Annotated in this window: 21 protein-coding genes; 16 read left to right on the top strand and 5 right to left on the bottom strand. The window is 64.2% G+C overall.

Features of this window, described 5'->3' with window-relative positions; all coding sequences use genetic code 11:
* Positions 1 to 60 precede the first annotated feature (60 nt).
* Positions 61 to 708 (bottom strand): NYN domain-containing protein, encoded by a 648-nt coding sequence (locus IVB32_RS09920; protein WP_007603390.1) that lies wholly within the window; start codon positions 706 to 708, stop codon positions 61 to 63.
* Positions 709 to 1,037: 329 nt separating this feature from the next.
* Here IVB32_RS09920 and rpoZ point away from each other — a divergent pair, with 329 nt between their 5' ends.
* From rpoZ to IVB32_RS09980, 12 genes are all read left to right on the top strand, one after another.
* Positions 1,038 to 1,430 carry a DNA-directed RNA polymerase subunit omega gene (gene rpoZ, locus IVB32_RS09925; RefSeq protein WP_007603391.1) on the top strand — a complete coding sequence of 131 codons (393 nt, stop codon included), beginning with the start codon at positions 1,038 to 1,040 and terminating at the stop codon, positions 1,428 to 1,430.
* A gap of 208 nt (positions 1,431 to 1,638) precedes the next feature.
* A complete protein-coding gene (locus tag IVB32_RS09930) occupies positions 1,639 to 3,924 on the top strand; it encodes a bifunctional (p)ppGpp synthetase/guanosine-3',5'-bis(diphosphate) 3'-pyrophosphohydrolase (protein ID WP_026233572.1) in 2,286 nt (761 codons plus the stop codon).
* Positions 3,925 to 3,968: 44 nt separating this feature from the next.
* A complete protein-coding gene (locus tag IVB32_RS09935; RefSeq protein ID WP_026233571.1) occupies positions 3,969 to 4,721 on the top strand; it encodes a pyridoxine 5'-phosphate synthase in 753 nt (250 codons plus the stop codon).
* Positions 4,718 to 5,137 carry a holo-ACP synthase gene (acpS, locus tag IVB32_RS09940; protein WP_007611179.1) on the top strand — a complete coding sequence of 140 codons (420 nt, stop codon included), beginning with the start codon at positions 4,718 to 4,720 and terminating at the stop codon, positions 5,135 to 5,137. Before IVB32_RS09935 ends, acpS begins: the two co-directional genes overlap by 4 nt.
* 248 nt (positions 5,138 to 5,385) lie before the next feature.
* The gene (gene lepB / locus IVB32_RS09945; RefSeq protein WP_018458408.1) at positions 5,386 to 6,150 is read left to right on the top strand and encodes a signal peptidase I; all 765 of its coding nucleotides are present in this window, start codon (positions 5,386 to 5,388) and stop codon (positions 6,148 to 6,150) included.
* Positions 6,147 to 7,013, top strand: a complete 867-nt coding sequence (gene rnc, locus IVB32_RS09950) for a ribonuclease III (protein WP_085353426.1) — start codon at positions 6,147 to 6,149, stop codon at positions 7,011 to 7,013. The genes lepB and rnc overlap by 4 nt, the downstream gene beginning before the upstream one ends.
* On the top strand, positions 7,003 to 7,929 hold the full coding sequence (gene era / locus IVB32_RS09955; protein WP_085353425.1) for a GTPase Era: 927 nt from the start codon (positions 7,003 to 7,005) through the stop codon (positions 7,927 to 7,929). The genes rnc and era overlap by 11 nt, the downstream gene beginning before the upstream one ends.
* Positions 7,930 to 7,950: 21 nt before the next feature.
* The gene (locus IVB32_RS09960) at positions 7,951 to 8,331 is read left to right on the top strand and encodes a hypothetical protein (RefSeq protein WP_018458405.1); all 381 of its coding nucleotides are present in this window, start codon (positions 7,951 to 7,953) and stop codon (positions 8,329 to 8,331) included.
* 122 nt (positions 8,332 to 8,453) lie between these two features.
* The gene (gene recO, locus IVB32_RS09965) at positions 8,454 to 9,206 is read left to right on the top strand and encodes a DNA repair protein RecO (RefSeq protein WP_247369748.1); all 753 of its coding nucleotides are present in this window, start codon (positions 8,454 to 8,456) and stop codon (positions 9,204 to 9,206) included.
* Positions 9,207 to 9,306: 100 nt separating this feature from the next.
* The gene (locus IVB32_RS09970) at positions 9,307 to 9,591 is read left to right on the top strand and encodes a hypothetical protein (RefSeq protein ID WP_018458403.1); all 285 of its coding nucleotides are present in this window, start codon (positions 9,307 to 9,309) and stop codon (positions 9,589 to 9,591) included.
* Positions 9,592 to 9,651: 60 nt separating this feature from the next.
* Positions 9,652 to 11,910, top strand: coding sequence for a DNA topoisomerase IV subunit A (gene parC, locus IVB32_RS09975; RefSeq protein WP_018458402.1), 2,259 nt, complete (start codon positions 9,652 to 9,654; stop codon positions 11,908 to 11,910).
* Positions 11,911 to 11,994: 84 nt separating this feature from the next.
* The gene (locus IVB32_RS09980; RefSeq protein WP_247369750.1) at positions 11,995 to 13,539 is read left to right on the top strand and encodes a GMC family oxidoreductase N-terminal domain-containing protein; all 1,545 of its coding nucleotides are present in this window, start codon (positions 11,995 to 11,997) and stop codon (positions 13,537 to 13,539) included.
* A 53-nt stretch (positions 13,540 to 13,592) separates the two neighbouring features.
* Here the strand turns inward: IVB32_RS09980 and IVB32_RS09985 are convergent, their stop codons facing one another.
* Positions 13,593 to 14,807, bottom strand: coding sequence for a YeeE/YedE family protein (locus IVB32_RS09985; protein ID WP_247369752.1), 1,215 nt, complete (start codon positions 14,805 to 14,807; stop codon positions 13,593 to 13,595).
* Positions 14,808 to 16,063: 1,256 nt separating this feature from the next.
* On the opposite strand from IVB32_RS09985, the gene IVB32_RS09990 reads away from it, so the two are divergent.
* Complete coding sequence (locus tag IVB32_RS09990; RefSeq protein ID WP_247298205.1) at positions 16,064 to 16,453, top strand: nuclear transport factor 2 family protein; 390 nt, start codon at positions 16,064 to 16,066, stop codon at positions 16,451 to 16,453.
* A 196-nt stretch (positions 16,454 to 16,649) separates the two neighbouring features.
* Here the strand turns inward: IVB32_RS09990 and IVB32_RS09995 are convergent, their stop codons facing one another.
* From IVB32_RS09995 to IVB32_RS10005, 3 genes are all read right to left on the bottom strand, one after another.
* Positions 16,650 to 17,345 carry a DUF899 family protein gene (locus tag IVB32_RS09995; RefSeq protein ID WP_247369756.1) on the bottom strand — a complete coding sequence of 232 codons (696 nt, stop codon included), beginning with the start codon at positions 17,343 to 17,345 and terminating at the stop codon, positions 16,650 to 16,652.
* Between the two features lie 277 nt (positions 17,346 to 17,622).
* The gene (chrA, locus tag IVB32_RS10000) at positions 17,623 to 19,008 is read right to left on the bottom strand and encodes a chromate efflux transporter (protein WP_247369758.1); all 1,386 of its coding nucleotides are present in this window, start codon (positions 19,006 to 19,008) and stop codon (positions 17,623 to 17,625) included.
* The gene (locus tag IVB32_RS10005) at positions 19,008 to 19,826 is read right to left on the bottom strand and encodes a chromate resistance protein ChrB domain-containing protein (RefSeq protein ID WP_026233570.1); all 819 of its coding nucleotides are present in this window, start codon (positions 19,824 to 19,826) and stop codon (positions 19,008 to 19,010) included. The genes chrA and IVB32_RS10005 overlap by 1 nt, the downstream gene beginning before the upstream one ends.
* 194 nt (positions 19,827 to 20,020) lie before the next feature.
* On the opposite strand from IVB32_RS10005, the gene dmeF reads away from it, so the two are divergent.
* The 3 genes from dmeF to IVB32_RS10020 form a co-directional block, all read left to right on the top strand.
* Positions 20,021 to 20,965, top strand: a complete 945-nt coding sequence (dmeF, locus tag IVB32_RS10010; RefSeq protein WP_085357530.1) for a CDF family Co(II)/Ni(II) efflux transporter DmeF — start codon at positions 20,021 to 20,023, stop codon at positions 20,963 to 20,965.
* A gap of 89 nt (positions 20,966 to 21,054) precedes the next feature.
* Complete coding sequence (locus IVB32_RS10015) at positions 21,055 to 21,894, top strand: N-acyl homoserine lactonase family protein (RefSeq protein ID WP_085353415.1); 840 nt, start codon at positions 21,055 to 21,057, stop codon at positions 21,892 to 21,894.
* 83 nt (positions 21,895 to 21,977) lie between these two features.
* On the top strand, positions 21,978 to 22,826 hold an 849-nt coding region (locus IVB32_RS10020; RefSeq protein WP_247410274.1), incomplete at its 3' end, for a DMT family transporter.

The raw sequence follows: 22,826 nt of genomic DNA on the forward strand, positions 1-22,826 counted from the left end.
CAGAGCGGACAGTCACGGTCGGGGACGAGGCTGAGAGGCTGGCGGCTTGACCGGGCCGCCTCACTCCTCGAAGTCGTCATCGCCCCTCGCCGGCGCCATCGTGGTTGCGCGCTGGAGGAACTGCGGAGCGTGGTGGCGCGCCTCGCGGTCGCCGCGGTCACGCGGGGCGGGGCGTTCGGACGGGTCGCGACCGAGCTTGGACTGCAGCTCGACGAGGTCGGTGAAGACGTCGGCCTGCCGGCGCAGCTCGTCGGCGATCATCGGCGGCTGGCTGGCGATCGTGGAAATCACGGTGACCCGCACGCCGCGGCGCTGAACGGCCTCGACCAGAGAGCGGAAGTCGCCGTCGCCCGAGAACAGCACCATCTGGTCGATGTGCTCGGCGAGCTCCATGGCGTTCACGGCGAGCTCGATGTCCATGTTGCCCTTGACCTTGCGGCGGCCGGAGGCGTCGATGAACTCCTTGGTCGCCTTGGTGACGACGGTGTAGCCGTTGTAGTCGAGCCAGTCGATCAGCGGCCGGATCGAGGAGTACTCCTGATCCTCGATGATCGCGGTGTAGTAGAACGCCCTAAGTAGCGTCCCGCGGCTCTGAAACTCCTTCAGCAGGCGCTTGTAATCGATGTCGAAACCCAGAGTTTTTGCCGTCGCGTAGAGATTGGCTCCATCGATGAAGAGCGCGATCTTGTCGGTAGAGGAAGGTGACATTCAGTTTGCTCGCGTAGAGTTCGTGATTGATCGTTTATTGTTGGCGCGGCGACAGCAAGCCGCGCGCTTCTAAAGTCCCGCCGAAACCCGTCGAAACCGCAAATCCGGAGAAGTCGGGGCAATCAAGGTATAGTTATGGCCAACTTGCACATACCCGGCGCCGCCCTCGCCGGCGGCCCGGGTAACCACCCATCCCAGCGCCAATGTGGGGGTAGCAGAGCCGTTTGGCGAGGCCAAATCACAAATTGGCCTTGCGAAACCCTCCCGGTCCCTATAACTACCGGCATTCATCCACATATTTCGTCCCACCCACAACGGAGCGACAGTCGATGGCTCGCGTCACCGTAGAAGATTGTATCGACAAGGTCGACAACCGGTTTGACCTGGTCCTGCTGGCCGCCCACCGCGCCCGCATGATTTCGTCTGGTTCACAACTAACGGTTGACCGTGATAACGACAAGAACCCTGTTGTGTCTTTGCGCGAAATTGCTGAGACCACCATTTCGCCGGAGGACCTCCGCGAGGAGCTGGTGCACTCGCTGCAGAAGTTCGTCGAGGTCGACGAGCCCGAGCCTGACACTGTGCCGCTGATCGGTTCCGCCGGTGCAAGCGTGGATGCAGACGATACCGAAGTCGCCGTTGAGCGCATGACGGAAGAAGAGCTCCTGAAGGGTCTCGAAGGCCTCGCGCCGCCCGAGGAGCAACCCGAGGAAGACGAGTAAATCGTCCCGTCGCGCTCATCGACTTCTTTGTGATCTGATCAAAGGCCCGAACCGTTGTTCGGGCCTTTGCTTTTGTTGGCGTTTTCGTGGTTACCATAGCGTCGTCGGTTCGCGCCTGTCCCTGTCACTGAATTGATCGGACACGCGCGCGATCGGAGCTAAGATGTATACACGGGCTCTGTCGTGGTCCGTTTGAAGGCAGGACGGCATGGTATATCGACGCCGCACACCAACGCAGATGCAGGCCGCAACCGAATCGGTTGCCGTGGCCCCGACTGCGCCGGTGGCGCGCCCGGCGAAGCCTCGCGCACGCATGATGCGTCAATATGACCTCGTCGAGCGCGTCAGGTCCTACAATCCCAACACCGACGAAGATCTGCTGAACCGCGCCTATGTCTACGCCATGAAGGCGCACGGCTCGCAGACCCGCGCCTCGGGCGACCCGTACTTCTCCCATCCGCTCGAAGTGGCGGCGATTCTCACCGACCTGAAACTCGACGACGCCACCATCGTGGCTGCGCTGCTCCACGACACGATCGAGGACACCGAAGCGACGCGGGCCGAGATCGACCAGATCTTCGGGCCCGAGATCGGCGCGCTGGTCGAAGGGCTGACCAAGCTGAAGCGGCTGGAGCTGGTGTCGCGGGAAGCCAAACAGGCCGAAAACCTGCGCAAATTGTTGCTGGCCATTGCCGACGACGTCCGCGTGCTCCTGGTGAAGCTCGCCGATCGCCTGCATAACATGCGCACGCTGGACTTCGTGCCGACGGAATCGCGACGGCGCATTGCCGAGGAGACGCTCGATATCTATGCGCCGCTGGCCGGGCGCATGGGCATGCAGGAAATGCGCGAGGAGCTGGAGGACCTGTCGTTCCGGACCCTCGACCCGGAAGCCTATTCGGTGGTGATGCAGCGGCTCGATGCGCTGGCCGAGCGCAACCGCAATCTGATCGGCGAAATCGAAGACCAGCTCTCCAACAATCTGCGCCACCGGGGCTTGGGCGCGCGGGTCTATGGCCGCCGCAAGAAGCCATTCTCGATCTGGACCAAGATGGAGCGCAAGTCGGTCGGCTTCGAGCAATTGTCCGACATCTTCGGCTTCCGCGTCGTCGTCAACGACATCGAGGCCTGCTACCGCGCGCTCGGCATCGTCCACACGAACTGGCCGGTGGTGCCCGGGCGGTTCAAGGACTACATCTCGACGCCGAAGCAGAACGACTATCGCTCGATCCACACCACCGTGATCGGCCCCGGCAACCAGCGCGTCGAGTTGCAAATCCGCACCGAGGCGATGGACCAGATCGCCGAGCGCGGCATCGCCGCGCACGTGTTCTACAAGGAAGGCGTGGGCTCGCCGACCGAATTCCTCAAGCGCGAGTCCAATGCGTTCGCCTGGTTGCGCCACACCATCGGCATCCTCTCGGAGAGCGCCAACCCCGAGGAATTCCTCGAGCACACCAAGCTCGAGCTGTTCCACGACCAGGTGTTCTGCTTCACCCCAAAGGGCAAGCTGATCGCGCTGCCGCGCCATGCCAACGTGATCGACTTCGCCTATGCCGTGCATACCGACGTCGGCAACAGCGCGGTGGGCTGCAAGATCAACGGCCAGTTTGCGCCGCTGTCCTCGGAGCTCCAGAATGGCGACGAGGTCGAGGTGCTGACCTCCGAAGCGCAAGCGGCGCCGCCGTCCGCCTGGGAAACGCTCGCGGTCACCGGCAAGGCGCGCGCCGCAATCCGCCGCGCCACCAGGACTGCGGTGCGCGATCAATATGTCGGTCTCGGCCGGCGCATCGTCGAGCGCCTGTTCGAGCGCGCCAAGATCGAATATGCCGACGACAAGCTCAAGGGCGCGCTGCCGCGGCTGGCACGAACCTCGATCGAGGACGTCATGGCGGCTGTGGGACGCGGCGAGATCAAGGCCTCCCACGTCGCGCGTGCGATGTATCCCGACTACAAGGAGGAGCGCATCGCGCGCTACGGCGTCAAGAAGGGGCTTGCCGGCAAGCTCAAGGAGAAGTCGTTCGAACCGCCGCGCACCCCGGTCGCGATTCCGATCCGCGGCATCAATTCCGACCTGCCGGTGAAGTTTGCGCCGAATGGCGGCGCAGTGCCCGGCGACCGCATCGTCGGCATCGTCACGCCGGGCGAGGGCATCACCATCTACCCAATCCAGGCGCCGGCCCTGAAGGATTTCGAAGAAGAGCCGGAGCGCTGGCTCGACGTGCGCTGGGACATCGAGGACTCCGCGCCGCAGCGCTTCCCGGCCCGCATCAAGGTCGAGAATGTCAACGAACCCGGCGCGCTGGCGCAGATCGCGACCGTGATCGCCGAGCACGACGGCAACATCGACAACATCAGCATGCAGCGCCGCTCACCGGACTTCACGGAGACGACGATCGATCTCGAAGTCTACGATCTCAAGCATTTGAGCGCGATCCTGGCCCAGCTGCGCGCGAAGGCGGTCGTCGCCCGCGCCGAACGTGTTAATGGATAGACGCCTTCCGTCATGGTCCATTCCTCGATTCCGTGAGTCCTGAAATGCCTGCACCTCCGCTCCGCCTCGGCGTCAATGTCGACCATGTCGCGACTCTGCGTAACGCGCGCAGCGGCCGCAATCCCGATCCGGTGCGCGCGGCACTGCTGGCGATCGAGGCCGGCGCCGACGGCATCACCGCTCATTTGCGCGAGGATCGCCGGCACATCCGCGACGAGGACATGGCGCGGCTGAAAGCCGAGATCTCCAAGCCGCTTAATTTCGAGATGGCGGCGACCGAGGACATGATGCGTATTTCGCTCGCCACCAGGCCGCATGCGGTGTGCCTCGTGCCGGAGCGGCGCCAGGAGGTGACGACCGAAGGCGGGCTCGACGTCGTCGGCCAGCACAATGCGCTGGCGCCTTATATCGCGCGGCTGAACGATGCCGGCATCCGGGTGTCGCTGTTCATCGCGGCCGATCCCGCCCAGATCGAGACGGCGGCGCGGCTGCGCGCACCCGTGATCGAGATCCACACCGGCGCCTGGTGCGACGCCGTCGTCGAGGGTCACGCCGACAAGGCCGAGGCCGAATGGCGGCGGATCGTGGCAGGGGCGAAGCTGGCGAAAGAAGCAGGGCTGGAGGTTCACGCCGGACACGGGCTGGACTACGCGACAGCGGAGACGATCGCCGGCTTGCCGGACATCATGGAACTCAACATCGGCTACTACATGATCGGCGAAGCCCTGTTCGTCGGTCTCGCCGAGACGGTTCGCAGCATGCGCGCGGCGATGGACCGCGGCCGGAGCCGGGCATGATCATCGGCATCGGCTCCGATCTGATCGACATCACCCGGGTCGGCAAGGTGATCGACCGCCATGGCGAGCGCTTCCTCGACCGCATCTTCACCGCGGCCGAGCGGGCCAAGGCGGAGCGGCGCGCCAAGAACGAGAAGATGGTGGTGGCAACCTACGCCAAGCGCTTCGCCGCCAAGGAGGCCTGCTCCAAGGCACTCGGCACCGGCATCAGGCGCGGCGTGTGGTGGCGCGACATGGGGGTGGTCAACCTGCCGGGAGGGCGGCCAACCATGCAATTGACGGGCGGGGCGCTGGCCCGGCTCCAGGCCCTGACGCCCGAAGGGTTCGCGGCGCAGATCGACCTGTCGATCACCGATGACTGGCCGCTGGCACAGGCCTTCGTCATCATTTCGGCCGTGCCGCTGGCCAAACCCTGACGGTGCTCCGATAATTTTATAATTCGCATTCAAAATCAAGCGCTTATGCAGTTTTGACGCGATCCTTGATTGCGTGGCCTCCGACAACCGTCTAAAAGTCCGCGGACGCAAATCAGGCTGGGCGAATTCGGCTTTACGCCGGAATTGGCCCTCATTATCAGAATCAGGACAATCTCCTTGGGCCGCGAGCGATGGGCTGTTCGCGGGAGGAGGGCGCGCTGTGACCGCCCGCCGGAATTGAGAGAGCAATGAGCGTGACTTCAGGAACGAAAACCGAGAGCGGCATCGGCGAAACGATCCGGGTCGTGATCCACGCTCTCCTGATCGCTCTGGTGATCCGCACCTTCCTGTTTCAGCCGTTCAACATCCCATCCGGCTCGATGAAGGCGACACTGCTGGTCGGCGACTATCTGTTCGTCTCGAAATATTCCTACGGCTACAGCCACTACTCGATCCCGTTCTCGCCGCCGCTGTTCTCGGGGCGGATCTGGGGCTCGGACCCGAACCGCGGCGACATCGTCGTATTCCGCCTGCCGAAGGACGATTCCACCGACTACATCAAGCGCGTGATCGGCCTGCCCGGCGACCGCATCCAGATGCGGGACGGGCTGCTCTACATCAACGACACGCCGGTCGAGCGGCAGCGCATGAGCGAATTTGTCGGCGAGGACCCCTGCGGCGCCGAAGGCAGCGGCGTCTCCCGGGTGAAGCGCTGGAAGGAAACGCTCCCGAATGGCGTGTCCTACGAGACGCTGGACTGCGCCGACAACGGCTACGTCGACAACACCAACGTCTACACCGTGCCGACCGGCCACTTCTTCATGATGGGCGACAACCGCGACAACTCCACCGACAGTCGCTTCCTCGGCCAGGTCGGCTACGTGCCGCAGGAGAATTTGATCGGGCGCGCCCAGATGATCTTCTTCTCGATCGCCGAAGGCGAGCATGCCTGGATGTTCTGGCGCTGGCCCTGGGCGGTGCGCTGGAATCGCTTCTTCAAAATCGTCCGATGAAAGACGAAGCCAAGGACATCGCGATCCTACCGACCGAGGCGCAAGCGGGCCCCGACGGCGAAGCTGCGACCAAGACTCTTGATACCAAGACCCTTGAGGTCAAGACGCCTGAGATCAAGACGCCCGCAAAGAAGAAGCGGGTGCGGAGCAGCAAGGTCAGGGGCTCGGATGCGAATGCGGGGCTCGAGGCACGCATCGGCTACAGCTTTGCCGATCCGAACCTCTTGATGCAGGGCGTCACGCATGTCTCCGCGCTGAAGTCCGGGCGCAAGCGCGGCGACAGCTATCAGCGACTGGAATTCCTCGGCGACCATGTGCTCGGGCTCGTCGTCTCCGACATGCTCTATCACGCCTTCCCGAACGCCGACGAAGGCGAGCTGTCCAAGCGACTTGCCGAACTGGTGCGCAAGGAGAGCTGCGCCGATGTCGCCAAGTCGCTCGGTCTGCTCGACGACATCAAGCTCGGCTCGGTCGGCTCCAGCGCCGACGCGCGCCTGCGCAAGAGCGTGCTCGGCGACATCTGCGAGGCCGTGATCGGCGCCGTGTTCCTAGACGGCGGCTACGCGGCAGCGGCCGATTTCGTCAAGCGCAACTGGACCGAGCGCATGCACAAGCCGCGACGTCCCTTGCGCGATCCCAAGACCGTTCTCCAGGAATGGGCACAGGGCAAGGGATTGCCGACGCCGGTTTATCGCGAGGTCGAGCGCACCGGCCCGCATCACGATCCGCAATTCCGCGTCGCGGTCGACCTGCCGGGGCTGGCACCGGCGGAAGGCATCGGCGGCAGCAAGCGCGCGGCAGAGAAAGTGGCAGCTTCAGTGATGATCGAACGTGAAGGCGTTGGCGGCGGCAATGATGGTTGAAGCAAGCGGCGAGGCGCCCACTGCCACGCGCTGCGGCTTCGTCGCGCTGATCGGCGCGCCGAATGTCGGCAAATCCACGCTGGTCAATGCGCTGGTCGGGGCCAAGGTCACGATCGTCTCGCGTAAGGTGCAGACCACGCGCGCGCTGATCCGCGGCATCGTGATCGAGAACAACGCGCAGATCATCCTGGTCGATACGCCCGGAATCTTCCTGCCCAAGCGCCGGCTCGACCGCGCCATGGTCTCGACCGCCTGGAGCGGCGCGCATGACGCCGACCTCGTCTGCGTGCTGCTGGATGCCAAGGCCGGCATCGACGAGGAAGCGGAGGCAATCCTCACCAAGGTCGCCAGCGTCAAGCACGAGAAGATTTTGGTCATCAACAAAGTCGACCTGGTCCAGCGCGAGAAGCTGCTGGCGCTGGCGCAGGCTGCCAACGAGCGCATGGCCTTCGCAAAGACGTTCATGATCGCGGCGATCTCCGGCGACGGCGTCGATGACCTCAGGCGTACACTGTCCGAGATCGTACCGCCGGGGCCGTTCCTCTATCCCGAAGACCAGATGTCGGACGCGCCGATGCGGCAGCTCGCGGCCGAGATCACGCGCGAGAAGATCTTTCGCAAACTGCACCAGGAACTGCCCTACCAGTCCACCGTCGAGACCGACAAGTGGGAAGAACGCAAGGACAAGTCGGTGCGCATCGAGCAGACGATTTTCGTCGAGCGCGAAAGCCAGCGCAAGATCGTGCTCGGCGCCGGTGGCGCCACCATCAAGTCGATCGGCGCGGACTCGCGCAAGGAGATCGGCGAGATCCTGGGCGTGCCGGTGCACCTGTTCCTGTTCGTCAAGGTGCGCGAGAACTGGAGCGACGATCCCGATCGCTACCGCGAGATGGGCCTGGAATTTCCCAAAGAATAACCAAGAAAAGATCGGTCGACGATGAGCGTACCCAGCAACGTACGGCGCTTCGAAGCGTTGCTCTATGCATCGTTGATGCTGGATGCCTTGTCGGTGGCGGTGCAGGACCGCACGCCGACTGCCGAGATGACCGAACAGATGATCATGACGTCGTCGCTGCTCGCCGGCGGCATGATCCTGCTGCTGGTGTATTTCGTCCGGCTGGCCGCGCACGGGCGCAAGAACTGGCCGCGCTGGGTGCTGGCGGCAGCGCTCGTGCTGTCGGTGATCTCGCTCGGCCAGATCATCGGCGAGAAAGGCATGGAACTCGACAGCGCCATCGAGATCGTCTCCTGCGTGCTGACCGCGATGGGATTGTATTTCTCGTTCCGCGGCGACGCGCAGGGCTGGTTCAACGCGTGAGGCCGTGTCGGGTGGATTGGCGGCGCGCAATTCACCTTCCAGGCGTGCCCCCGCGATTGGCCGATTAGGCCTTCGGCCAATCCGCCCTACGATTGAAGACCGGAATCCGCTAGACTTCACCGATGGAATGGACCGACGAAGGCATCGTGCTGGGGGTGCGGCGGCATGGCGAGAGCAGCGCCATCGTCGAGTTGCTAACCCGTGCCCACGGCCGCCATCTCGGTCTCGTCCGCGGCGGCGCCGGCTCTCGGATGCGTCCGTTGCTGCAGCCCGGCAACAGCCTCCGCGTGGTATGGCGGGCGCGGCTCGACGAGCATCTCGGCACCTATGCCATCGAGGGCCTCAAACTGCGGGCGGCGACGCTGCTGGGATCATCCCACGGCGTCTACGGCATCACCCATCTCGCCTCGATCGCGCGGTTGCTGCCGGAGCGCGATCCGCACGAAAACCTCCTGGCGCTGCTCGAACATTCGCTTGAGGATTTCGACGACATCGGCAGCGCGGCCGTGCACGTGATCCATTTCGAACTGGCAATGCTCACCGAACTCGGCTTCGGGCTGGCGCTGGAAAACTGCGCGGTGACAGGAGAGACGACCGACCTGATCTACGTCTCGCCCAAATCCGGCGGCGCGGTGTCCCGCGGGGCGGGCGAGCCGTGGCGCGACCGCCTGTTGCGGCTGCCGCCGTTCCTGCGCCAAAGCGAGGTGCAGGGCGACCTCACCGATCAGGACCTCCAGGACGGCTTTCGACTGACCGGCCTGTTCCTGCTGCGCCACGTGCTGGAACCACGCGGGCAAGGCCATTCCGATGCGCGGGCAGGCTTCATCAACGCGCTGACGCGACAGCAGGCAAAGGCCGCCATTCCCGCGCCATGAGCTTGGCGCGGCTCTGCGTTGCCTCAGTGGACCAGCCCTTGCTGGAACAAAACTCGGTTCCCCGGACTTGCCATTTTGGGTTCCAACCGGGGATAGCCTCATGCTGATCAAGGGACTTGTGATATCGGCAGCGCTGATTGCGCTGGCGCCGGACGCCCTCGCGGGTGAGCAGCCGGGCGTCTTTCGACGTGCTTCCTGTACCGTCGTCAGATTCTATGTGGCTAAATATTCCGCTGCAGCCGCAGAGGCATGGGCACGGTCCAAAGGCGCGACGGAGGCCGAGATCGACACCGCGCGGCGGTGCCTGACCAATGCCCCGGCCACCACGCAGGCTAAAGCCGCGCCACCCACCCAGACCTTCACCGCAGGCTGGGCCGGCCAGTAGGCCGCCACAGGGAACCAATCGATCCTTGCCCGATTCGCTTCCACGGTTTAACCGGGCGGCATGGGAAAACGATTGATTCCGCCGGAGGAACCGGCCGAAATTCACGAGGTGCCGCTGCGTGAGGCGTTGGAAGAGCGCTATCTCGCCTACGCGCTCTCCACCATCATGCACCGCGCGCTGCCGGATGCGCGCGACGGCCTGAAGCCGGTACACCGGCGCATCCTGTATGGCATGCGGCTGCTCCGGCTCGACCCGGGCACGGCATTCAAGAAGTCCGCCAAAATCGTCGGCGACGTGATGGGCTCGTTCCATCCGCATGGCGACCAGGCGATCTACGACGCCATGGTGCGCCTGGCGCAGGACTTCTCCTCGCGCTACCCGCTGGTCGACGGCCAGGGCAATTTCGGCAATATCGACGGCGATAATCCCGCCGCCTATCGCTACACCGAAGCGCGCATGACCGACGTCGCGCGGCTTCTGCTCGACGGAATCGATGAGGACGGGGTCGAATTCCGCCCCAATTACGACGGCCAGTCGAAAGAGCCGATCGTGCTGCCCGGCGGCTTCCCGAATCTGCTCGCCAATGGCGCGCAAGGTATCGCAGTCGGCATGGCGACCTCGATCCCGCCGCACAACGCCGCCGAGCTCTGCGACGCCGCGCTGCATCTGATCGAGAAGCCCGACGCGAAGTCGAAGGCCTTGCTGAAATGGGTCAAGGGTCCGGACTTTCCAACCGGCGGCATCTGCGTCGATTCCAAGCAGGCGATCGCTGAAGCCTACACCACCGGTCGCGGTTCGTTTCGCGTCCGCTCCCGATGGGAGCAGGAAGAGGGCGCGCGCGGCACCTGGGTCGTCGTCGTCACCGAGATACCCTTTCTGGTGCAGAAGTCCCGGCTGATCGAGAAGATCGCCGAGCTGCTGGACCAGAAGAAGCTGCCGCTGGTCGGCGATATCAGGGACGAGTCGGCCGAAGACGTTCGCATCGTGATCGAGCCGAAATCGAAGAACGTCGATCCCGCGCTGATGATGGAATCGCTGTTCCGGCTGACCGAGCTCGAAAACAAGATTCCGCTGAACCTCAACGTGCTGATCAAGGGCCGCATTCCCAAAGTCGTGGGGCTCGCGGAGTGCTTGCGCGAATGGCTCGACCATCTGCGCGACGTGCTGATCCGTCGCACCAACCATCGCAAGGCCGAGATCGAGCGCCGGCTGGAGATCCTCGGCGGCTTGCTGATTGCCTATCTGAACATCGACGAGGTGATCAGGATCATCCGCAATGAGGACGAGCCGAAGCCGGCGCTGATCAAGGCGTTCAAGCTCACCGAGGTGCAGGCCGAAGCCATCCTCAACATGCGGCTCCGAAGCCTGCGCAAGCTCGAGGAGATGGAGATCCGCGGCGAGGACAAGGATCTTCGCAAGGAGCTGAAGGGCATCGAGGGACTGCTGGCGTCCGAACCCGAGCAGTGGAAGAAAGTCGGCGAGCAGGTCGGCAAGGTTCGCGACATGTTCGGACCGAAGACCCCGCTCGGCAAGCGCCGCACCACCTTTGCCGACGCGCCAGAGCATGATCTCGCTGCGATCGAGGAGGCCCTTGTCGAGCGCGAGCCGGTGACGGTGGTGGTCTCCGACAAGGGCTGGATCCGCACTCTCAAGGGCCATGTCGAGGATCTCTCGGGGCTGGCCTTCAAGCAGGACGACAAGCTCGGATTCGCGTTCTTCGCGGAAACGACCTCGAAGCTGCTGCTGTTCGCCACCAACGGAAAATTCTACTCGCTCGATGTCGCAAAACTTCCGGGCGGCCGCGGTCATGGCGAGCCGATCCGCCAGTTCATCGATCTCGAGCCGGAGGCCGCGCCGGTCACGCTGTTCGTCAACAAGGGCGGACGCAGATTCCTGGTCGCGAGCCACGAGGGCCAAGGGTTCGTCGTCAGCGAGGACGATTGCGTCGGCACCACCAAGAAGGGCAAGCAGGTCCTCAACGTCGACATGCCGAACGAGGCGCGCACAGTCACCGAGGTGATCGGCGACACCGTCGCGGTCATCGGCGAGAACCGCAAGATGCTGGTGTTCCCGCTCGACCAGGTGCCGGAGATGGCGCGTGGCCGCGGTGTGCGTCTGCAGAAGTACAAGGACGGCGGCCTCTCCGACATTGCAGTGTTCGACGCCAAGACGGGCCTGACCTGGAAGGACTCCGCCGGCCGCGAATTCTCCGCGACCATGAAGGAGCTCGCCGAGTGGAAAGGCTCTCGCGCGGACGCCGGCCGTCTGCCGCCGAAGGGATTCCCGAAGTCGAACAAGTTCGGCAGGGGGATCGGGTAGTCGGGCGACAGTCTGGTTCCGCCGGTGCGCGCGGTCTGATACCGTCCGCCATCCCGGTGTTCTGGAACGTTGAGAAGTAACGCGATGTACGATGTCATTGTTGTCGGCGGGGGCTCGGCCGGCGCCGCTGTTTCGGCGCGGCTCTCGGAGGATCCCGCACGGCGCGTCCTGCTGTTGGAGGCGGGTCTGGACTGGCGCGCCGACGAGGCGCCCTGGGAGGTGATGACGCCAAATCCCATCCCGATCATCCACAAGCGCGAGTACCAGGAGAAGTGGCAATGGCCGGATCTTCTGACGCGCCGTGTGGCCGGCCAGGAGCCGCGCTTCTACTGGCGCGGCAAGGGGCTCGGCGGCTCGTCGATGATGAATGGCCAGATCGCCATCCGCGGCGTCGCTGCTGCGTTCGACGAGTGGGCCGCCAATGGCTGCACCGGCTGGTCGGCCACGGACGTGATGCCGTTGTTCTCGGTGATCGAGGATGATCTGGACTTCGGCGACGCCGCCGGCCACGGCCGCGGTGGACCGCTGCCGGTGTATCGCGCGCCGGCGGAAAAATGGGGGCCGATCGACCGCGGCTTGCGCGATGCGGCGTTGGCCAGCGGCTATCCCTGGTGCGCTGACGTCAACGGGCCTGACGGCGAGGGCGTCGCCTGCTATCCCATCAACAGCCGCGACAGCCGCCGCATCACCACCAACGAGGGTTATCTGGAGCCCGCGCGGGGCCGCGCCAATCTGGAAATTCGCGGGCATGCGCTGGTCGACCGCGTGCTGATCAGCGACGGCCGGGCAACCGGCCTCCGCGTCCACATCGAAGGGCAGGGGACCAGCGACATCAGCGCGCGCCAGATCGTGCTGTGCGCCGGCGCCATCCACAGTCCGGCGATCCTGCTGCGCTCGGGCATCGGACCTGCGGAGGAGCTGAAGGCGATGGGGATTGCGGTCGAGCGGGACTTGCCGGTCGGCCGGCACTTCTTTGACCATCCGCTGTTTCGCGCCACGATCCAGCTCCACGAAAATCTGCGGCCGACCGATCCGGACACCCGCCATACCAATTGCTGCGTGACCTATTCGTCGGGCCTCGCCGAGGGCGGCAAGCGGGACATGATCCTGATCGCCTTCAATCACCGCGGCATCGGCGTGCCGGGCGCGATCGGCGCCGGGCTGTTCAACGCGTATTCGCGTGGTTCGCTCAAGCTGGCCTCGACCGACCCCGCGATTGATCCTGTCGTCGAGGAAAACATGCTGGCCGATCCCCGCGACATGCTGCGCATGAAGGATGCGGTGAAGCGGCTCGCCGTGATCACCTCCCAGCCGGCGCTATCAGGCATCGTCGACTGGATCCGGCTCGCGGACACCGATCTGACGCTGCCGCAAGCCGCGGCCTTGCCGGAGCATGAACTGGATGCGCTGCTGCGCCGTGAGACCGGCGATATCCAGCACGCCGCCGGCAGTTGTCGTATGACCGGCTTTGAGAGCGCCGACGGCGTGGTCAACCCTGACGGCACCGTGAAGGGCATCTCCGGCCTGCGCATCGCCGACGCCTCGATCATGCCATCGGATTGCCGGGCCAACACGCATTTCACGACCGTGGTGATTGGCGAGGCGATCGCGCGGATGATGATGCGTTAGGTTCAATCGTCGTCAGCCATGGCGGTCTGATGAAACGGCGCGCAGACGAAAACCTACCGCTCGACAGCCAAGCCGAACAGCGGTCGGAGATGTGTCCCCAGAATGTTGCCGACGAAAGCCGCCACCAGCCAGCACCAGCCATGCAGGCTGCCCGATGCGATCCCGCTGAAATAAGCGCCGATATTGCAGCCATAGGCGAGCCGGGCGCCATAGCCGAGAAGCAGGCCGCCGATGATGGCGGCGAGGAGCGAGGATGCGGAGATGCGCCATGTCGGATGGAATTTGCCGGCGAGGCCTGCGGCCAGCAACGCTCCCAGGATGATGCCGAAATCCATGACGGAGGTGATGTCGGCGAAGACGCTTTGGTGCAGCGAGGTCGCGCGAGCACCCTGCCAATAGGGCCATGACGCGACGTCGACGCCGAGGCTCATCAGGATCTTCGATCCCCAGAGCGCGAAAGCGGAGGTGATGCCCCAGGGACGTCCCGCAAGATACAGCGTGGCGAAATTTCCGATCGCGAGCAGGATCGCGCCCCACAGCAGCGGCCATGGCCCCTGCATGAAGCGGCGCGCGCCGCGGAGCTTCGTCCGCGCTCCCGGCTCGAGTTCGCCGTGGCGGCCGATCTCGGCCCTGAGGGTGATGAGATAAATTGCAGCCATAACAGCCCAGCAGAGCACGAGCGCCGGCAGCCATCCGAGCCGTTCGATCAACGAGACGGCGCCGATGTTCGGCAGCGCGCTCCACCACGGCAGATGCAATGCACCGAGCGTCGATCCGGCGATGAAGGCCGCCAGTGTCACCAGCATGCGGGTGTTGCCGCCGCCGGCGGTATAAAGCGTTCCCGACGCGCAGCCGCCGCCAAGCTGCATTCCAAGGCCGAACAGGAATGCCCCGGTGAGCATGCCCGCGCCCACCGCGCCGAGCTCGCCACGCACGGCGACGCCGAACAGCGTGCCTTGCGCCAGGGCTGGGAAGAAGAGGGCGGTTGCCAGCGCAAGCATGACCATTTGGGCGCGAAGGCCGGCGCCTCGTCGTGCGACAATGAAGACGCGCCAAGCCGAGGTGAACCCGAACAGCGCATGGTACAGCGTCAGGCCAAGTGCGCCTCCGAGAAGAAACAACAATCCCTGTTGCCACGAAATCGTGCCTGACAAGGCCGCTGCGCCCGCCAGAAGAATTGCCGCCGCGACAGCGACGACCGTGAGATTGGCGCCGTGCCGGTCATTGTCAGGGGCAAGCAGCCGCGCATCGATAGATAGATCGGTCATGGCTCATCCAAAAGCGGATTTCTTCGGCAGTGAGAGCTAACCGGGGCGAATTCTCCCCGTTCCAATCTTTCCACCTTGGAACTGATGCGATAGCGCTAGCCTGTCATGCCCAGGCTCGACCGGGGCATTCAGTACGCCGCGGCATCTCTTCTCAAATCTCGACTGTCTCGGGCTACCGGGTCGCCCGGTCAAGCCGGGCGACGACAGCGAGAGTGGGGCAAGATTAGCCGTCGCGCCGATGCACGTTTCAAACGGCGGACGAGAGTTCGCGATCTCGCGGCGCGTTCCGCCCGAGTCTTGCGTCGTCGCATCGCCCTCATTGAGACAAGGGCGCAGGGAAGGCCGGGCGCCGGCTGGCACCCGCAGGTCCGTGCGCGATCGAAATACACACGGGGTGGACCACAGGTTCGCCGATCGCCCGGCCTTCCCTGCACGATGGTTTTAACGTGTCCTTCGTGCTCTCCCCGGGGAGCGATGCACTATTGCCCCCGTCGCCTTGCGGATAACTGATGCACGTGCCCGGTCGGGCCGCCACATCACCGCAGGACTTGACGCACAGACCCCGGGCGTCAGGACCACACGACTTGTTCGTCCGCGCACGTCCTCGCTGGGACTTCGAGTGCTGGCGTGTGCTCACACCCGAAGCCATGCGAAGACGCTTTCGGCATCGTGTCGCAGGCACGAAGGCCATTGCTCACAGCCGAAGCCGCCCTGCAATGCCTATCGTGCCCGAAGCCGTCGCGTCCATCGCTGCCCAGCCCGCGGTTCGTGACGATCGCGATCCGCCCCTTGTCTCGGGCCAGGGTGTGTCGCTTATACGTCAAATCCGAATTTCGGTAAAGTGGAATATTTTACGAGGTGGGCTTGACGGGCGATGTGGCGGAAGTGGTCGTCGCTGTTTTGCCCGACGGGCACGGGCAGGCGAGGATGACGGCTTCGCCCAAAGAGTTGAGACGGCAGCTTTGGAGGACAGAGAGTAAGTCCGCCGGCGCGGTCATCATCGACGGCTTGGGCCCCTGGACGGACATTCAACGGAAACCTCGAAATTCCTCATGGAATTCTGGCCAAGCGCGTGCAGCGCGAGCCCGGAACGATTTTTACCGAAGGTTGTTAAGGCTCAAATTATCTGATGTCGCTTCTATCGTGGCATGACGCCAGCAAGGGAGGGCGCTTTCGCCCAGCTTGAGGCCCCGAGCTCTTTGTTGAGGAGTCGCGGTCGGCCTTACGTTCGGTCGAACTCTAAAAGGAAAAACGGCATGACGAAAAGCACGCTCGATCTGGCACGTGCCAGGTTAAAGGCATACGTCGATAAGGATCGGACAGCGATCGAAGCGCTTCTTGCGGACGACTATCACTTCTCAAGTCCAATCGACAATGAGTTGGATCGTGCGACTTATCTGCGCCGTTGCTGGCCCAACAGCGAGAAGACCAATTCGTTCGATGAAGTCATCGCGACCGAGGATGGAAGCCGAGCAGTCATCGTCTATGAGGCAGCTGCCGCAGGGGGGCACAGGTTTCGTAATTGTGAGGTAACCACCGCTCGCGGAGACAAGATCGTTCGGGTGGAAGTCTACTTTGGATGGGATATGCCTCACAAAGCGCCGAAAGGCGGCTCCGTCGAAAATGACGGCGAGGGTCACGCTTAGCGGGATGCCGGTCGAGCTACGATCAACAACGCAGCTTTGGCATTTGTAGGCCCTTGGTCTCATCCCATGCGCGGTCATGCACGTCTCGACCTCGTCCCGGTTCGTCAGGATCACAGGCATCGCTTTCGCGCGGATGGCATTGCAACCTACTAGCGAAGCCGCGCGCGCATTATCACTATCACTGACGGCAGGAGGCTCAGTAAGCGAGCTTTGGGTACCAGTCGGTGCCGCGGCCTTCTGGCGTGGTATCGAGGATGGTCCAGAGCGGATCGAAGTCGGGCGCGCCGCGCGGATCCTGTTGGGGGTCGGCCATCGTGCCGCTCATCTCGCCGGACCAAAAATGTCGGATCGTGCCGTCGCGCTGCGTGAACACGCTGTAGCCGGGCACGTCGGCATCCTCGGCGCTGACATAGTCGCGCGTGTAATCGCCGGAGATGTCAGAGAAGACCTTGTGCCGCGTCCAGCCGCGCGCCTTCTTTGCCTCGATCAACCTGGCGATCGGCGACCGCGCGATGAAGACGAACCCGATACGCTGCTCGATGTCGGGTAATTTGTGCTCCCATGTGCTCATGAATGAGGTGCACATCGGGCAGGGCGTCTGCCGCTGCGGCCCGAACATGTAGCTGTAGACCGCGAGCGTCTGCTTGCCCTCGAACAAATCGGCGAAATTCACTTCGCCATTCTCGCCTTCAAACACGTAGTTTTTCTTCACCTCGCCGCCGGGCGGAAGCGCCCGGCGCAGTTCAGCGACGCGCTCGATCTGACGACGCAGCTCGATCTCCTTCGTCAGGAGGTCTTGCCGGGCGCGGCGATAATCGACGCTTTCGTTGGGAAAATGAGCCTTGTTCGTACCAGCAAGCTCCGAAGCAGGCTTCAGGATGGAACTATCCATTGCATGACCTCTGGTTGGGGCCGATATCTGGGAAGACGTCCGGCGGCACCTCGTTCCGACACCTTCGCTCAACATTTGGAAAGCGCTCGGTTGGTCCAAAAGATCCTGCTGCGGGTCGCTGCGGTGTTTCGAGCGCGCGTGGCCTCTAGGCCAAACGCCTGCTCATCAAGGTCGGTCCTTGGGTCCTTGCCCCTGAGCATAGTCGCCATTCAACCCTGACCGCTTAGCGATGCCTTCCATTGGCAAACCGGACGTGACGAACCAATCAGTCGGTGTCCTAGATCACCCCCGCCAGCCGCAACGCCACGCCCGCCGCGCAACTGCCGGCCAGCACCGTCAACATCCCCAGCTTGAACCGGAAGATCGCAGTTGCCGCCGCGATCGACAGCAGCAGCGCGGGGATGTCGATGCTGGTCAGCACCGGCATGTCGAAGTCCAGCGGAAACGCATGCACCGGCACGGTGTCGCGGAACAGCGTGTGCAGCGCGAACCAGATCGAGAGGTTGAGGATCACGCCGACGACGGCGGCGGTGATAGCGCTCAGCGCGCCCGCAAGCCCGGTGTTGCCGCGCAGCCGTTCGATGTAGGGAGCACCGACAAAGATCCAGAGGAAGCAGGGCGTGAAGGTGACCCAGGTCGCGAGCAATCCGCCGAGCGTGGCCGCAAGCATCGGCGACAGGCCGCTGGCGTCGCGGTAGGCGGCCATGAAGCCCACGAACTGGAGCACCATGATCAGCGGACCCGGCGTGGTCTCGGCCATGCCGAGGCCGTCGAGCATCTCGTGCGGCTTGAGCCAGTGATAGTGCTCGACCGCCTGCTGGGCGACATAGGCCAGCACTGCGTAGGCGCCGCCGAAGGTGACCATCGCCATTTTCGAGAAGAACAGCGCGATGTGACTGAAGACATTGGCCTGCCCGAGCACAAGCACGAGCGCGATCACCGGCACCACCCAGAGCGCAAGCCACAGCGCGCCGACGCGAATGGTGCGGGCGGTGTTGGGTCGGACATGATCGGGCACGGCGTCGCCCAGCATGCTGTCGATCAAGGCGCTGCTGCCGCCGTGACCATGACCGGCCGGCGCGAACTCCGGGCGGCCGCTTCTCGCGCCGGCATAGCCGATGATGCCTGCGGCGATGATGATGATGGGGAAGGGGACGGCAAAGAAGAAGATCGCGACGAAGGCCATCGCGGCGAGCGCGATCATGATGCGGTTCTTCAGCGCGCGCTTGCCGACGCGCACCACGGCCTCGACGACGATGGCGAGCACGGCGGCTTTCAAGCCGAAGAACAGCGCCTCGACGAAGCTGACATTGCCGTAGGCGGCGTAGACGTAGCTGAGGCCCATGATGGCGATGATGCCGGGCAGGATGAACAGTCCGCCCGCCATCAGCCCGCCGGCAGTGCGATGCATCAGCCAGCCGATATAGGTTGCGAGCTGCTGCGCCTCCGGGCCCGGCAAGAGCATGCAGTAGTTCAGCGCATGGAGGAAGCGGCCTTCCGAGATCCACTTCTTTTCCTCGACCAGGATGCGGTGCATCACCGCGATCTGGCCCGCGGGCCCGCCAAAACTCAGGCAGGCGACACGGAGCCAGACGCGAAAGGCTTCACTGAAGCTGACGCCGTGACCGGCATCAGCTCCGGTTTCGATCGTACGCGTATCCATCAAGCCTTTGCCTTGTTGGTCGGCCAGTTATGGGTCTCAGACGTCGCGTCGCGGCACCAGCGATAGAACGCGTCGTAGAGCAGCATACCGGCCTCGAGCTGTTCGAGGTCGTCATCATACATCCGCGACAGCCCGAGCGAAGCCGCGAGCAGACCGGGAGCCTCCGGCGCAAGGTCGGGCCGCCCGGTGTCGGCGCCGCGCACCAGCGTTGCGAGCCGGAGCAGCGCCGGCGCAGCAATCCCGAACTCCTCGATCATCACGTCGAAGGTGCAGAGCTCGCCACGGTGGCTCCAGAACACGTTCTCGATGTCGAACGGGGCTGCCTTGAAGCGTTCGCCGACGGCGACCACTTCGGACGGTGCCACGAACAGGAACACCGCATTGGGATCGACGAAGCGTCGGATCAGCCAGGGGCAGGCAATGCGGTCGACCTTGGGCCGCGCCCGCGTCACCCAGACGGTGCGTCCCTTGGCGTCGCGCGGCGGCAGCTTGCGGGTATCGAGCAGCGGCAGCTTTGCGTCCTTCCAGCCCTCGAATCCGCCTTCCAGCGTCTCGGCCTGGACCCCAAGCTGCCTAAGCCAGGCCGCCGTGCCCTGCGCCAGCTTTGCGCCGCGCAGGCAGGAGACGATGGCGGTGCGGCCGGCGAATTCGGCACCCCATTCCGGAACATTGTCGTGGCTGAGCTTGATCGAACCTGGGATCAACCGCCGGTCGGCGGCAAAATCCTCGTCGGTGCGCACGTCGATCAGGGCAGGGGCGTTTGCCGTGCCGATCAACCGTGCCAGCTTGTCAGATGATATCGTCGTGTAGGAAGACATGATGCGCCCTCGTGAAAAACAACGGGACGCGATACTTGGGCATGTCGCCTCGTGGGGAGATCGCTCAAATCCCCATGGCGTTCATTACACCGAAACGGCACCTACCTGTCAATCGGCTCATTCCGGCGATTTTGCCCAGAAGACTCGCAGGTCTATATAGGGGTTAACGGCCCGGGCCTTTCGGAGACTTTGCGATGCATTCCCATTCCGTCGAACAATGGACCCATGACCACGCCTTCCTGGGCGAGAAGCACGACGAGAACGAGCGACGCACCTGGCTCGTCGTCATCCTGACGCTGGTCATGATGGTCGGCGAGATCGTCGCCGGCTCGCTGTTCGGCTCGATGGCACTGCTCGCCGACGGCTGGCACATGGGCACGCATGCGGCAGCGCTAGGGATTGCCGCGTTCGCGTATCGCTTTGCACGGCGGCACCTGGGGAGCTCGCATTTCAGCTTCGGCACCGGCAAATTCGGCGATCTTGCCGCCTTCGCCAGCGCGATCATCCTCGGCCTGATCGCGGTCGAGATCGCCTATGAGAGCGTGCTGCGGCTGATCAATCCGGTGCCGATCGTCTATGGCGAGGCGATCGTGGTCGCTGCCCTCGGCCTGTGCGTCAACCTCGCCAGTGCCTGGCTGCTCCGCGACAACCATGGTCATCACCATCATGGCCATGCGCATGATGATCACGATGATCATGACCATGATCACCACCACCACGACAACAATCTCCGTGCTGCCTATGTCCACGTCATGGCGGACGCAGCGACCTCGGTGCTGGCGATCGCCGCGCTCGTCGTCGCCATGTATTCGGGATGGGCCTGGGCCGATCCGGCGGTCGGCCTGATCGGCAGCGCTGTGATCGCGAGCTGGGCGTTCGGCCTGATCAAGACATCGGGCGCGGTGCTGCTTGACGTGCGCGCCGACGAGAAGCTCGAGCGTGTGATCCGGGCGCGCATGGAGATCGGCGACGACCGCGTCACGGATTTGCATCTCTGGCAGGTCGGCCCCGGCCATTGCGCCGTGCTGGTGTCGGTGGTGTCGGACCAGCCGAAGCAGCCGGCGGTCTACAAGAAGCGGCTCGCCGGACTGAAGGGGCTCAGCCACGTCACCGTCGAGGTCGAGACCTGCCCGCACTGAAGCGGTCTGCGGGAATTCTGCGAACGGACCAGGGTTGATCCTCGGTCACAGCCGACAAGACAGCCGACCTGGCTGCAAGGGAGGAACGAATGATGCCAAAGATCAAAAAGATCAAGCTCGCCGTCGTTGTCGCTGCACTCGTTCTGTCCGGTCATGCGGTGCTCGCGCAGTCCGAAAAGACCGGTGTCGAAAAACTCTACGTGCTCAATTGCGGCGAGGGCACCGCCGGCGACATCTCGCGCTGGACGCCCGGTCTCAATGAGGGCAAGACGATGGACTTCGTCGACAGCTGCTATCTCGTGAAGCACGCCAAGGGCTGGTTCCTGTGGGATACCGGCATCGCCGACGCAGTCGCCGCGATGCCGAATGGCCTTGCGCCCGCCGATCCCAAAGCCGTGACCTGGCGCCGGCCGAAGACGCTTGCCGCGCAGCTCGAACAGCTCGGCCTCAAGCCCGGTGACGTCAAGATGATGGCCGTCTCGCACACCCATCCCGACCATACCGGCAATGTCGAGCTGTTCCCGCAGGCCATGCTCTATGTGCAGAAGGCCGAGTATGACTGGCCCGGCGCCAACAACGAGCCGCGCTTCAAGCCGTCGCATCCGGTCGAGCTGCTTGCGGGCGACAAGGACGTGTTCGGCGACGGCAGCGTGACCATCCTGTCGACGCCCGGCCATACGCCGGGACACCAATCGCTGCTGGTGAAGCTGCCGAAGACCGGCGCCGTCGTGCTGTCGGGCGATGCGGTGCACTTCAAAGACAATTGGGACAACCGCCGTGTGCCGAGCATGAACGCCAACAAGGACCAGAGCGCGGCCTCGATGCAGAAGATCGCCGACACGCTCGGCAAGGAGAAGGCGCAACTCTGGATCAACCACGACAAGATCCAGCGCGACAGCCAGAAGATGTCGCCCGAGTTTTACGACTAGCTTCCCGCGACGCCCCTGTTGCCACTACGGTGGCAGCAGGGGCGTGCTAGCGCCCTCAGCAAGCTCCGCAACGGGAGACGATTGTGGGTGAGTGGGCCGGGGTTGCGATCGCGCTGGCGTCGAGCAGCCTTGGCGGCACTGCCGCGGCGATCACCCGCTATCTGGTCGGCGGCGCCGATCCGATCCTGCTCGCGATCCTGCGCTGGGGGATCGGCTTTCTCTGCCTGCTGCCGTGCGCGCTTCTGCTCGGCGTGCGCTGGCCGCAGCGGTCCGACTGGCCGGCCGTGGCGCTGCTCGGCATCTGCTTTTTCGGCGTGTTCTTCATCCTCTACAACATCGCGGTGTCCTACACGACCGCCGCGCGCGCCAGTCTCGCGCTGGCGACGCTGCCGCTCCACACCATGGTGGTCGGCGCCATCCTCGGCGTCGAGCGGCTGACGGCGCGCAAGATCACCGGCGTCGGCATCGCGGTGCTCGGCGTGGCGGCGGCACTGGCCGCGGGCCTGGCGCAAAGCCCGCCCGAGGCCTGGCGCGGCGAGCTGATCATGACCGGTGCCGTGTTCTGCATGGCGTTCTACAACGTGCTGTCGCGCCCGCTGATGCAGCGCTCCAGCCCGCTCGGCTTTCTCACGGTCGGCATGGGAGCAGGCGCCGCCGTGCTGGTGCTTGCGGGTATCGTGAAGGGCAGCTTTGCAGCGCTGGGGCAGTTCACGACGGCGCAGTGGATTGCCGGCATCTATCTCGGCATCGGCGGCGGTGCGCTCGCCTTCATCCTCTGGGTCATGGCGCTGGCGCGCGCGACGCCGACCCGGGTCGCCAATACGATGACGGTCAATCCGATCGCCGCCACCTTGCTCGCCGCGCTGCTGATCGGCGAGCCGATCACGCCAAATCTACTGATCGGGCTGGTCGCCGTGTTCGCCGGCATCTGG

It is taken from the genome of Bradyrhizobium sp. 23, from assembly GCF_023073295.1.
GTDB classification, from domain to species: domain Bacteria; phylum Pseudomonadota; class Alphaproteobacteria; order Rhizobiales; family Xanthobacteraceae; genus Bradyrhizobium; species Bradyrhizobium canariense_D.